We start from the raw sequence: 12,580 nt of genomic DNA on the forward strand, positions 1-12,580 counted from the left end.
ATTGGAAAACTTTGTGTCGATTGCCCGCCAGGCCTCTGAAATTACCCTGCCAGCTGACAACTCTGGCTGGAACACGGTGCTGCAGTTTTTATGCAGCCAGTTTCCGTTTATCAGCGAGGCATTGTGGCGTCAGCGCATGGCAGCAGGTAAGGTGCACTGGTTTAATGGTGAGCCGGTTACCCCGGCAACGCCGTTTTCGCCGAGCAAACGCCTGTGTTATTACCGCGAAGTAATAGCAGAGCCTGTTATTCCGTTGGCGCACAGTATTATTTTTCAGAATGAGCATATTATTGTGGCGGACAAACCGCACTTTTTGCCGGTAACCCCGGGTGGTGAGTATGTTAATGAGTGCTTACTGGCTCGTTTGCAGGCTGAAACCGGCATAACCGACATGGTACCGGTGCACCGGCTCGATCGTGACACTGCCGGGCTGGTGTTGTTTTCAATTAACCCGGTTAGCCGGCCCGCCTATTATCAGCTGTTCAGCCAAGGTGTTATCCAAAAACAATATCAGGCGGTTGCCAGATTAACCGCTGGCGCACAACAAGCAGCAATGCCGCAGCACTGGCATATTGAAAACCGGATTGAGAAAAGCTCCCCACGTTTTATTAATACCATAGTGGCGGGTGAGGTGAATGCGATTTCAGATATCAGTCTGCTAAACAAACAAGATGATGTGGGCTTATTTCAGTTAACGCCGCATACTGGTAAAACCCATCAGTTGCGTCTGCATATGTTAAGCCTGGGCATGCCTATTTTGCATGACAACTACTATCCTGAATTAAAACCGAAACAGCCGCCGCAGTTTGCAACCCCGCTGCAGCTGCTGGCAAAGCAACTTAGCTTTACTGATCCACTAACCCGCCAAACCCAATGTTTCAGTAGTAAGCAGTTACTTAGTGCCTGGCTTGGTAGGCAAGCAGCTACTTTGTAATTTGCGCAGTTAACCGGTTTGTTGCTGCTGTTGCAGTAATTTATCCAGTTGATTAGCAAAAGCCTGACGATCGCTCTGATTTAACGGCGGTGGGCCGCCGGTATGCACGCCACTGCCACGCAGAGTGTCCATAAAGTCACGCATCGTTAGTTTTTGTTTAATAGTATCAGTGTTATATAATTCACCACGCGGGTTAAGTGCCCGGCCACCTTTGGCTAATACATCGGCTGCCAGCGGAATATCTGCAGTAATCACCAAATCGCCCGGCTGACAGCGGCGGACGATTTCATTGTCGGCTTCATCAAAACCATGCGCCACCTGCAGGCTGCTGAGAAATGGCGAGGCTGGCACCCGGATTAACTGATTCGCTACCAGAATGGTGTTGATTTGACGTTTTACGGCAGCCCGGAACAAAATATCTTTGATCACGACCGGACAAGCATCTGCATCAACCCAGATCTTCATTGTGTTACTCACTTAAATTGTTCAGGTTTATTGTTTATTAACGCTTTTATCAGCTGTTACTGGCAGAATCAGCGTAAACTCAGAGCCCTTACCAGCAGCAGTGTTCATCTCAATACTGCCGTTGAGCAACTGAGTAACCAGATTGTAGCACAGGTGCAAGCCCAGCCCTTTACTCTGACTTGCCCGGCGGGTGGTAACAAAAGGGTTAAATACACTATCCCGGACACTTTCATCTATCCCCTTGCCGTTATCGGACACTTTAAGCAGCAGCTGCTGCTTACCGGTTCGAACCTCCAGTCTAATTTCACCACTGTCATCCGGCCCAAACGCATGCAGTAGGGCGTTCTCCAATAAATGAGTTAACACCGTAGCAAGAGCGCTTGCACGTAATTGTAATGTCAGATTGTCCGGGCATTGCAAAGTTATGCTAATAGCAGCATTGGGCGGATTAAGCCTTGCTACCAGGTGTTGTAACCAGGGTTTAAGCTTAACACTTATTGTATCAGTCACCGTTTCATTTACCGCCAGTTGTTTAAACTGGGTGACTAAATCGGCTGCCCGTTGCAGGTTGAAGCTAATCAACTGCAGGTGTTGTTCGCTGTCGGTAATGAACTGGCTAAACGCTTTGCTGCTAAGTGTTTTATTGTCAAAGTGCTGTTTTAGTTCGGCTAACTTTCCTGACAGAGCACTACTGGCGGTGATACTGACTCCCACTGGCGTGTTTATCTCATGCGCCACCCCAGCCACTGTTTGGCCCAGCGCCGCCATTTTTTCATTTTCCAGCAAACTTTGTTGTGCCAGTTTCAGCTGTTGGCTGCGCTCTTCTACCAACCGCGCCAACTCTCGTGCCTGACGCTGCGCTGCCCGGGTTCGCACTTTCACCAACAAATAAACCGCCAGCACCAGGCTTAGTGCTAACAATAATGCAAACCACCATTGTTGCCAGAATGCAGGGATTACTGTCAGTCGCAACTCGGTTTGTTTTTCGCTCCATTGGCCGGTGCGATTGGTGGCCTGAATTTGCAGGTTATACTTACCCGGCCACAGGTTGGTATAGCTGGCAATACGCTGGCTGGCGTCAGAGTATTGCCAGTCCTGGTCAAAGCCCTCCAGCCGGTAACGGTATTGCAATTGTTGTGGTGCAGATAAATCCATGGCGCTGAATTCAACACTAAAACTGCGCTCATTAGCATTCAGGGTTAATGTTTGCTGGTCTGGTGCTATTTGCCGGCTACGACCCTGCACCTTTAATTCTGACAGTAACACCTCTGGCTGATACTGCCAGGGGCTGAACTGTGCAGGATTAATGACCAGTAAACCGCTGGTGCCACCAAATAGCAGCAAACCCTGGCGGGTTTTATAGTATGAGCGATACCAGGGGCTACCAATATCAACGCCATCAGCCGGCGTAAGCTGATAAAGCTGGCCACTGCCTGGGTTATAGTGAAATTTAGCGGTCCAGATATTGCCTTGGTTATCTTCAAGTAAATTGGCACCAAAATCTTCACTCAAGCTGCTGTTGCTGAAGGTCACTTTAGTCAGCGCCGAACTGATATCAGCAACTGGAGCCTGCGATGTGCTTTGCTGCAGGTACTGCTGATAATTAATCTGGTATAAGCCGACAGGTGTATCAAGCCACAGACGGTTTTGGCTATCATGAAGCAGCCCGTTAACGCTGGTTATCTGCTCAGCCGGCACTGCTTGAGCGGCAGGTGTCACCTCTGCTGAAGCTTCAATCAGATAAAGTCCGCTGGCACCGGTACCCAGCCAGATATTGCGGTACTGGTCTTCAACTATCGCATTAATATAATCCTGTAACGGTTCACCATTGTCCTGCTTGATCCTGACAAAGCGTTGTTGCTGTTCCTGCCACAAGGCTACACCAGTGCTGCTGCCAAGCCAAAGGCGCTGTTGACTATCGACAAATAAGCTGCGGACATTGGTTCGCCAGATCCCCTGTTCAGGACCCAGCAAGCTAAACTGGCCGGTTTGCGGATGAAAACGATATAGCTGGCCCGGATTGACACCCAGCCAGATGGTACCATCTGCCTGTTCTGTCATCGCTGTTATCCAGCCATGCTGTAATTTACCCGGCACATCAGCTTGCGGTTGGTGCCGCTCAATAATGCCCAGAGCCGGATCAATGACATCGATACCACTGCCGCGGCTGCCCAACCAGATCTGACCATTTGCCAGTTCAAGAATGCTACTGATATCGCTGCTGCTGAGGCTGTTGCTATCTGCCAGACTGGGACGCAGCGTGCTAAAACCGGCCTGACCATCAAATCGCTGTAAACCGCCGCCATAGCCGCCCAACCAAATTTTGCCGGCGCTGTCTTTTAACAGGGTGCGTACATCCTGATGCTTCAGGCTGAAAGGATTGGAAATATCATACTGATAATGACCCAACATGCGTTTGTCACTGACGGCCAGCCGGTTTATCCCGGCAAACCCTGCCAGCCATACCTCATCATCACTAATTTGCAGAATATCGTAAACCGGGCCAGATACCCGCCCGGAAGTTAAATTTTGTGGTAAAGCAGTCAGACTATGGTTCGGATTAATGACAAAAGCACCCGACCTGTCAGTACCCAACCAGATTTGATCTGCAACCCTGGCTAGGGTAAGCACCTGGCCCAGCTCTTTGTCAGAGTTTTTAATCTGTTGTGGCCCGGCACTACCGGGCGTCAACAAAAATAAACCACTGCGGCTACCTATCCATAAGTTACCCTGCTCATCAGCCAGTAAGGCTCTTACGTCCTGAAGTTCAGGCTGGGGCGGAACAAACTGCAACACCTGGTTGTTCTGATCTAACAGGGCTAACCCCTGATTGCCTGCCAGCCAGATATTGCCTTTACTGTCTTCAGTAATTGTTTGCACCTGATAGCCAAAATCGTCAGCAATCCCCGGCGCGGTTATTTTCGGTTGATAAAAATTATCGCTGGCACTTTCATAGCGCTGAATACCACCTGGTGCAGTAGCAAGCCATAAGGTACCGTCACTGGTCTGAAGTAAATCACGAACAAAATTACCGGCTATCGACGCCTTACGCTGGCTACTGCTTTGCTGGTGCTGATCGGATTTTAAATAAGGCCGGAACCGATAACCATCATAACGGATCAAGCCGCCGGCACTACCAATCCATAAACGGCCATATTTATCCTGTGCCAGTCTGGTAACAATATTATCGGGAATATGCTGCCGGTCGGTAATACGGACAAAAAACTCACTGGCGGGCGGGAAATAAGCAGCCGCAATCTCGGGGTCCGTCTCAGCTATTGCTGGTACTGCCAGCTGTATCAGGCAAGTTGTGCTGCAAAGCAGGAGCAGAACAAGTTGTTTCAGAAAACGATACGCCAAGGATAACAACTCACAGTAATAGTGGAGTGAGTTAAATTTACGACTGTTTTTATTGAAAATCAATTAATTAACTGTAGTTTTAATTGCGGTATTAAATCGGTGGCAACCAACCAGGGCTGCTGCTGTTGACGGACAAAGCCAGCTGCGGCATCTAAATGCAACCAGGCCCCGAGTTGACAAGCATCGCGGCCGCTAAGGCCTTGTGCTAGAAGTGCAGCAATTATACCCGTCAGTACATCGCCCATACCGCCGCTGGCCAGTGCCGGATGCGCTGCTGCCAGCAAGCTTACCTCGCCCTGCTGATCACATATCAGGGTGCCGGCGCCTTTTAGCAGAATGACACCGCCAAAACGCTGTTGCAACTGCGCAATTGCAGCCAGCCGGTTTTGCTGAATATCGTTATTGCTGCAGTTGAGCAAACGTGCTGCTTCGCCCGGGTGCGGCGTTAATACCCAGTTCTGCCTTTTTAGGCTGGCTTGCTGCCTATCAGGCAGGCTGGCAATAAAATTTAGGGCATCGGCATCCAGTAACAGGGGTTTGTCAGTAGCCAGAGCCTGAGCCATTAACGCCTGGCCCCAGCTTGCTTTGCCAAGACCAGGACCGATGGCAATAACACTGGCTTTTTGCAGCAGATGACAACAGTCGTTGCTGCTAACCATGACTTCCGGCTGGCGGCTTAACATTGCGCTGGCATGCTCACTGCGGCTGTATAAACTGACCAGGCCGGCGCCGCAATTTACTGCAGCCTGCGCTGTCATAATTGCAGCACCACCAAAGCCATGGTCACCGCCTATTACCAGCACATGGCCAAAGTGACCTTTATGGCAGTTAGCCCGGCGCACTGGCAGCAGCCCGCCAACATCAGAAGCGGCCAGACTATGGCAGGCTGCTGCGAAGCCAGCAAGCTCGCCGGCCAGTTGCAGCGAGCTTAACCAGAGCTGGCCACAATGGTCCAGACCGTCTTGCATCAGTAAACCGGCTTTCAGGCCAATAAAGCTCAGAGTGCAACTGGCTTTTACTGCTACAGGCATAGCTACGCCACTATCAGCACTAAGGCCGCTGGGGATATCTACCGCCAATACCGGCTTGCCGCTTTGGTTAATATGGCGGATCAGCTCAGCAGTGGTTTGATCCAGCGGCCGGTTCAGGCCAATGCCGAACAGGGCGTCAATCAGTAATTCAGCTTCAGCAAACTCAGCAACCAGGGGAACGCCGGCTTTGGCAGCGGCAGCTGCGGCCAATTGCGCTGTTTTGCCAAGCTTAGCATGATCACCATGCTGGTATAGCCGCACCTCGTAGCCACAGGCCCGGGCCAGGGCGGCCAGTAAATAACCATCGCCACCATTATTGCCATTACCTGCATACACCAGAATATTGCACGGTGCCGGCCAATGCTGCTGCAGCAACTGGAGCAAGGCTCCCGCCGCCCGTTGCATTAAAAGAAAACCACCGTCGCTGCCAAGTTTAGTGATTGCCTGTTGCTCCAGCTGGCGCACAGTCTCAGCCAGATATAAGGATTGTTGTTGGCGACTATCTACCGGATATAACTCGGTTGTTGTGGCATTGCTAGGCATTGGCTACTCATTATCATTAGCTGCTTTATGCTGATTTTCGTTGTTAGTTTCAGGACTAATATCATAGTTAGCATAGCGCAGACAGAAACGCAGGTTGTCGGGATAGGGGAAAATATCTTCGACAACCCCCTGTCTGATGGCCTGCTGCTTAGCCCGCCAGTAGCCTGCGTCCAATAGTTCAGGGTGCCTACTGAACAGTAATTGACGGATTTGCGGTTGTGGGGTAACAAAAGTAGCTATTTGCTCCGGGAAAACATCGCCCGGTGCGGCACAGCAGTTTGCTTCAGCATTAATAGCGTCTTCAAAATTATCGGTTTTGGCAAAAGAGCGGAAATTTACATCCAGCAAATACTGCACCTCGTCGTAGTCGTAAAACACCACCCGCTTATGCCGGGTTACCCCAAAGTTTTTCAACAGCATATCGCCGGGGAAAATATTAGCAGCAATCATTTCTTTAATAGCATTGCCATAGTCGTGCATAATCATGGCTTTTTCGTCGTCACTGGCTTGCTCCAGATAAATATTAAGTGGCACCATCCGCCGCTCAATATATAAATGTTTTATGACAACCAGCTCATCATCAACCTGCAGCGACTGACCAATGGTTTCAGTAAGCTCTTGTAACAGTTCAGCGGTAAAGCGGTTTTTCGGTAAGGCAACATCAGAATATTCCAGGGTGTCGGCCATTCTGCCTACCCGGTCATGCTTTTTTACCAGCAGATAACGCGCTTTGACGGTGGTCCGGTCAAATTCTTTGCTCGGCGCAAATTTGTCGCGAATAACTTTAAACACATAAGGAAATGAGGGCAGGGTAAACACCATCATTACCATGCCGCGAATACCGGGCGCGGCCACAAACTGATCATTGCTTTTGGTTAAATGGGTTAGCAGCTCGCGGTAAAATTCGGTTTTGCCCTGTTTATGCAGGCCAATACTGGCATACAACTCGGCCAGGGTTTTATGCGGTAGTAGCTCGCGTAAGAAATGAACCAGCGCCGACGGTACCGGGCACTGCACCATAAAATAGGCCCGGGAAAAGCCAAAAATAATACTCATGTGCTGCGGATCGGTCAGCAGGGTATCGAGGTATAAGCCGGCGCCTTGTTGGTGCAACAGCGGAATAATAAAAGGTTGTTGGCCATCGGGGGTGACCACCCGGCCGACGATATAAGCGGCTTTATTCCGAAAAAAAACCGATTTAAGCATGTCGAACCGGATTTGATAAACCGGGTAGCGGCCATGCGGCGACTGGGCGATAAAGCTTTTTACTATGTAGCGGATATCCCGCTCCAGATTGATAAAAGGCGTGCTGAAAGCAAAGTCGGCGACAATTTGCCGGATGCTTTGTTTCAGGCCATCCTGCGCCGGAAAGTAACTCTGGTATACCGATGATATAGGCGCAGGTAAATGCTGCAGGTTAAGGGTCGATTCAACAAATATATTCTGGTTATGGTAATACTTACGGGCAAATAAGCGGCAGAACACTGAATTATAAAAAGTTTCTGCCAGTTCTGCTTGAGGGTGAAACAACAAATACTGTAAGTACTGCTGTTTCACCTGTTGCCACAGCGGTTCGTTCAGGCACTCTGCGGGTAATTGCTGGCGCAGTTCGGCAATTGTTTCATTTACCCGCATATCGTAAAACTGGATCCGTTCAGAGCTGTCCTGCTGGTAAGCGAGCCAGTCTGCCTGTTCAAAGCGATGTCTGGCGCGCGCAGTGACCTGCTGAAACAGCCTGAAGTGTTTACGAAATCCTTTTAAAATAATTTCAGCAATCTGCTGGGCGCCGGCCATAGGTATAATTCTTGTTATGGTGGTATGCAGCCAATATCATAGCACGTTACATGGGCATCCTCAGCCACTGCTTCTCTGGCGATATATACCGTCCAGTATTCGACATGAGGGCTTGACCATTGGTAGTGAAAGCCAACTCCTATATGAAGTTGTTGCTGATAAAATGGCAGTTCGCCAAGTAAGTGGCTGCGATGAGCTGTTGAACTTTTGAATGCGGCCCAGACCTCTTCAGCCGTACTGAAACCGCCAGCAACGGCTTCGACCTGATTGCCAATGGCACCGCTGTAGAAAGGCGGTAGTTGATAACCTAGCATCCTTAAACGCTGGTTTGCGCCCAGGCCACCGACATAGTGATTAACGATCCCTTTTTGCGCCATGACTTTGGCTTTGTCTGCTGCAGCCTGCGCCAGCAATGGATGACAGCTGAGTTGGATTCTTTGCTGCAAAGGATCCTGGATTATCAGCAGCGCCAATTGCTGGGCGGCTTCATTAAGGCCACAATCTGTTATGGTATTTGGCTTACCTGCAATACTCTCATTCCCGCTGTTGTTAAGCTGGGGTGGCTTGGTATCGGCAGGGCTTGGGGCGGCAAATGCTGATGCTGAAAAAAGCATCAACATCACTATGAAAATCAGCAAGATAATTAGCCTGAAAGATAAAGTTAACTTTACGTTAGGCTTAGAGGCAATTGTTGTCAAGGTTCAAGCAGATATCAACTGATACCTGCTTGAACCTTAGGTTAGTTAACGGCTGTGGTGCTGTTTTGAGTCAGCGTTGGCTGGACATCGTTGCCATAACCAAAAAACACTGCCAGCACCAGCACCAGCGATGCGGCCAACATTAGCTTAGCCATCAACGGCAGACAAAAGCGAACCCAGTGGCCATATGGCACCCCGGCGATACCGATAATGCCCATTAAAATGGCGTTAGTCGGAATAATCATATTAGAAAAACCATCACCAAACTGGTATGCCAGCACTGCCACCTGACGCGGAATTTCCAGCAAGTCGGCCAGCGGCACCATTAATGGCATAGTAACAAAGGCCTGGCCACTGCCTGACGGAATAAAGAAATTCAGCAAGGTTTGAATAATCAGCATGCCTACAACAGCAACTTCAGCTCCGACATAAGATAATGGCAGCGACATACCATGCACCAGGGAATGCAAAATCTGGCCATCTTCCATGACCAGCGAAATGCCCCGCGCTACCCCGATTAAAATAGCAGTAGTGGTCAACTCCATGGCGCCATCAATAAACTTTTTGGCCGCAATATCAGCTTCAAGCCGGCTGATAACAATGGTTAACAGGCCCCAGGCAATAAAACATGCACTCAACTCATACAGGTACCAACCATGTGCTTTTATGCCATAAGCTACTAAGCCGATAGTGGCAACAAAGCTGGCTAAGATCAGTTTATGTTTTAAAGCCAGCTTCGGATAATCGACCGCCTTGCTGTCACCCAGTGGGCAGGGTAAGTCAGCCACCATAGAATTGGCAGGATCCGCCAGCACTTTTTTGGCATAGCTCCAGACATGATGAAAACCAATTAACACAAAGGGTAAAAAAATAGCAAATCGTAACCAGTTACCAGACATCGGTGGGATTTCAGCAATTTGCTGAGCAATTAACACGGTAAAGGGGTTAACTGCAGAGATACCATAGCCAATACCATAGCCCGCGATTGTCATGCCAACTGCCGTCATGGCGTCAAGCCGCATTGCTTTACAAAGCGCCACCAGAATTAATACAAAGGGAATATATTCGCCAGCGGTACCAATAAAACTGGAGGCCATGGCAAAGCAGAACACCACCATAAAAATCAGAATTTGTGGTTTATCACCGAAACGTTCCAACATCCGGCCGATTAACGCATCTACCGTGCCGGTAGCACGGGCGATAGATAATACGCCGCCTAAAATCATCACAAAGAAAATAACATCCTGGGCGCTGGCAAAAGCGCGAGGTATCGCAGTCAGTAACTGCCACGGCGTCATATAATTTTTATCTTCAGCCAGAGTGAAAGTACCTGGCACCACCGCCTGGCGGCCAGACTCCAGCGTTTGCATTTCAAATGAACCCTGCGGCACTATCCAGGTGGCGATCATTGCCAACACCATCATTGAAAATAGCAGGGTGAGGGTATGAGGTACTTTAAATTTGCCCATGGCTTAACATTCCCATAAATAAGACCTTGATTAACAAATGTGCGGTTTACGCAGCGTTATTCTGATTAAAAGCACTGGAGTCTACCCCAAGCGCGGCTGCATCACAAATCTGACTTTTGTGTACTTGCTTACTGTGCTACTTGCCTGCAGGCCGCCCTTTGTATAGGCTTGGCGCCTTTAGATGCTATTGCTGATTGTGGAGCCTGCCTTGGCCTTGTTTGCGCTGACAATTTTATTAAGTGCCGCCTTACTCTTTCTGGTGCAGCCGATGCTGGCCAAACAGTTGCTGCCGTATTTCGGCGGTGGTGCTGCCGTCTGGACTGCCTGCATGTTGTTTTTTCAAAGCCTGTTGCTGGCAGGCTATGGCTACGCCCATTTGCTAAGTCGTTATCTGGCGCCCAAGTCACAGCGTTGGGTGCACAGCAGTTTGCTGTTAATGGCGCTGGCTAGTTTGCCGTTACTGTGGCGAGCCAATATTCAGCCTGACGTACTGGCCTCGCCGCTGGCTGCTATTTTATTGTTGTTAAGCTTGACCGTAGGTTTGCCATACTTACTGCTGTCGGCCACCGGGCCGTTACTGCAACACTGGTTTGCCGGCCGTTTTCCGTTTCGATCGCCCTACCGGCTGTATGCGCTGTCTAATTTAGGCTCGCTGGGCGGCTTACTGGTTTATCCGTTTTTGCTGGAGCCGTTATTTAGCCTGGGCCAGCAACGCCAGTACTGGGTATTGGGCTTTGTGCTGTTTACCCTATGCTGTTTGCTGTTGATGTGGCGCGAGCTGGGCCAGCTATCGCCGGCTATTCGCGCGGTAAGTGCCCGCCTGAATAAACGTTATGCCCTGCGCTGGCTGGGGCTGTCGGCCTGTGGCGTGGTGTTGCTGTTGGCCGTTACCCAGCAAATTACCCAGAATGTGCCGCCGGTGCCGTTTTTATGGGTATTGCCACTATGCTTATATTTAGTCAGCTATATTGTGGTATTTAACAAACCAGCCTGGTATCAGCGTGGACTCTGGCTATATGTTTTTTGTCTCAGTATGGTGTTTGGCTTGTTGCTGTTTTATCTGGGCCGGCAGTTTGACCTGATCTCACAGCTGTTGTTGTATCTGACCATCTTGTTTAGCGGCTGTATGTTGTGTCATGGTGAATTAGCCCGCTTAAAACCTGAGCCACAGTATTTAACCGGTTTTTATCTGTTACTGGCAGCCGGTGGTGTGCTGGGCAGTGTTGTGGTTAACCTGTTGGCACCGATGCTGTTTAGCCAGCACTGGGAGTTTTTACTGGTACTGCTGGCGATTTATCTGTTGCTGCAGTGGCCTGACAGAGGCGGTAAACCCCGCTGGCAGCAAGGCTTATGGTTAAGCGGCGGCCTGTTATTTGGCTTAAGCGTGTTAGGCCTGGAATGGCAGTTAGGCCAGCATAATGTGTATAGCGAACGTAATTTTTACGGCAGCCTGGTAGTGCGTGATCTGGTGATTGCTGAGCAGCGCCAGCGCCAGCTGATAGACGGTACCACCAGCCATGGTGCGCAGTATCTTGAGTCGCCACTTTCCGGCCAGGCGCAAAGTTATTACCGGTCGGGCACTGGTGCAGCATTAGCGATGCAGCATTTTTTGCCGTCGGCAATAACCCGCAATATTAATCAGTTGCAGCAAAGACATTTCGGCCTGGTAGGGTTGGGTGCCGGGGCCTTGGCGGTATATGGCAACCCGGGCGACAGCATGTTGTTTTATGAGCTGAATCCGGCAGTAATTAAAGTGGCGACTGAGTATTTCAGCTATCTGAGTGACAGCGCTGCTGCCGTGGACATTGTACCGGGTGATGCCAGGCTGACATTAATGGCCCAGCTGCAGCAACAGGGCAGTAGCCAGTTTGACGTGCTGGTGCTGGATGCCTTTAGCAGCGACAGTATTCCACAGCACCTGCTTACCACTGAAGCAATGCAGCTGTACTGGCAGCATTTGCAAAGTGATGGTGTGCTGGCGGTGCATGTTTCAAATAATTACCTGGATTTAACCAGCTTGCTGCGTAACCAGGCGGCTAGTCTGGGCCTTGAAGCCTATTTTATTGCAAGCAAAGCTGAAGGCACCAACCCGGCAGCAGAATGGGTGTTAATAACCGGTAATCAGCGTTTTGTGCATCAGCCAATTATCCAGCAGGCGTTAAGTCCGTGGCCGTCGGCGCTTAACCGCGACGTTAGCTGGACAGATCAGCGCAGCAATTTATTGCAGGTATTGAAGTAAGCTGGGTGTAGTAATAGTCTGGTTGTAGTAATAGTGTAGATGAATTA

Annotated in this window: 9 protein-coding genes; 3 read left to right on the forward strand and 6 right to left on the reverse strand. The window is 49.9% G+C overall.

Features of this window, described 5'->3' with window-relative positions; translation table 11 throughout:
• Positions 1-13 precede the first annotated feature (13 nt).
• Complete coding sequence (locus tag H141_RS0112695) at positions 14-934, forward strand: pseudouridine synthase (RefSeq protein WP_026349437.1); 921 nt, start codon at positions 14-16, stop codon at positions 932-934.
• Positions 935-943: 9 nt separating this feature from the next.
• Here the strand turns inward: H141_RS0112695 and H141_RS0112700 are convergent, their stop codons facing one another.
• Genes H141_RS0112700 through H141_RS0112720 form a run of 5 tightly spaced genes read right to left on the reverse strand, consistent with a single transcriptional unit; the run spans position 944 to position 8,573 of the window.
• Entirely contained in the window at positions 944-1,399 is a 456-nt protein-coding gene (locus H141_RS0112700; RefSeq protein ID WP_019676655.1) for a YaiI/YqxD family protein, read from the reverse strand.
• 27 nt (positions 1,400-1,426) lie between these two features.
• Positions 1,427-4,759 (reverse strand): sensor histidine kinase, encoded by a 3,333-nt coding sequence (locus H141_RS0112705; protein WP_169337178.1) that lies wholly within the window; start codon positions 4,757-4,759, stop codon positions 1,427-1,429.
• A gap of 59 nt (positions 4,760-4,818) precedes the next feature.
• Positions 4,819-6,333: a bifunctional ADP-dependent NAD(P)H-hydrate dehydratase/NAD(P)H-hydrate epimerase gene (locus tag H141_RS0112710; protein WP_019676657.1), complete on the reverse strand. Its 1,515-nt coding sequence runs from the start codon at positions 6,331-6,333 to the stop codon at positions 4,819-4,821.
• Positions 6,334-6,336: 3 nt separating this feature from the next.
• Positions 6,337-8,127 (reverse strand): bifunctional isocitrate dehydrogenase kinase/phosphatase, encoded by a 1,791-nt coding sequence (aceK, locus tag H141_RS0112715; protein WP_019676658.1) that lies wholly within the window; start codon positions 8,125-8,127, stop codon positions 6,337-6,339.
• 14 nt (positions 8,128-8,141) lie between these two features.
• Complete coding sequence (locus tag H141_RS0112720) at positions 8,142-8,573, reverse strand: CAP domain-containing protein (protein ID WP_157610908.1); 432 nt, start codon at positions 8,571-8,573, stop codon at positions 8,142-8,144.
• A gap of 61 nt (positions 8,574-8,634) precedes the next feature.
• Between H141_RS0112720 and H141_RS21465 the strand changes: the two genes are divergently transcribed.
• Positions 8,635-8,847, forward strand: a complete 213-nt coding sequence (locus H141_RS21465) for a hypothetical protein (RefSeq protein WP_157610910.1) — start codon at positions 8,635-8,637, stop codon at positions 8,845-8,847.
• Positions 8,848-8,866: 19 nt separating this feature from the next.
• On the opposite strand, the gene H141_RS0112730 is transcribed toward H141_RS21465, so the two are convergent.
• Entirely contained in the window at positions 8,867-10,294 is a 1,428-nt protein-coding gene (locus H141_RS0112730) for a YfcC family protein (protein WP_026349438.1), read from the reverse strand.
• A 181-nt stretch (positions 10,295-10,475) separates the two neighbouring features.
• On the opposite strand from H141_RS0112730, the gene H141_RS0112735 reads away from it, so the two are divergent.
• Positions 10,476-12,533 (forward strand): spermidine synthase, encoded by a 2,058-nt coding sequence (locus tag H141_RS0112735; protein WP_019676662.1) that lies wholly within the window; start codon positions 10,476-10,478, stop codon positions 12,531-12,533.
• Positions 12,534-12,580 lie beyond the last annotated feature (47 nt).

The sequence above is a fragment of the Arsukibacterium perlucidum DSM 18276 genome (genome assembly GCF_000382165.1).
Lineage (GTDB): Bacteria > Pseudomonadota > Gammaproteobacteria > Enterobacterales > Alteromonadaceae > Alishewanella > Alishewanella perlucidum.

Bases quoted from the DNA above. Each gene is read 5' to 3' on its own strand.
- aceK (WP_019676658.1), bottom strand. From the start codon at position 8,127: ATGGCCGGCGCCCAGCAGATTGCTGAAATTATTTTAAAAGGATTTCGT.
- H141_RS21465 (WP_157610910.1), top strand. From the start codon at position 8,635: ATGGTATTTGGCTTACCTGCAATACTCTCATTCCCGCTGTTGTTAAGC.
- H141_RS0112730 (WP_026349438.1), bottom strand. From the start codon at position 10,294: ATGGGCAAATTTAAAGTACCTCATACCCTCACCCTGCTATTTTCAATG.
- H141_RS0112710 (WP_019676657.1), bottom strand. From the start codon at position 6,333: ATGCCTAGCAATGCCACAACAACCGAGTTATATCCGGTAGATAGTCGC.
- H141_RS0112735 (WP_019676662.1), top strand. From the start codon at position 10,476: ATGCTATTGCTGATTGTGGAGCCTGCCTTGGCCTTGTTTGCGCTGACA.
- H141_RS0112700 (WP_019676655.1), bottom strand. From the start codon at position 1,399: ATGAAGATCTGGGTTGATGCAGATGCTTGTCCGGTCGTGATCAAAGAT.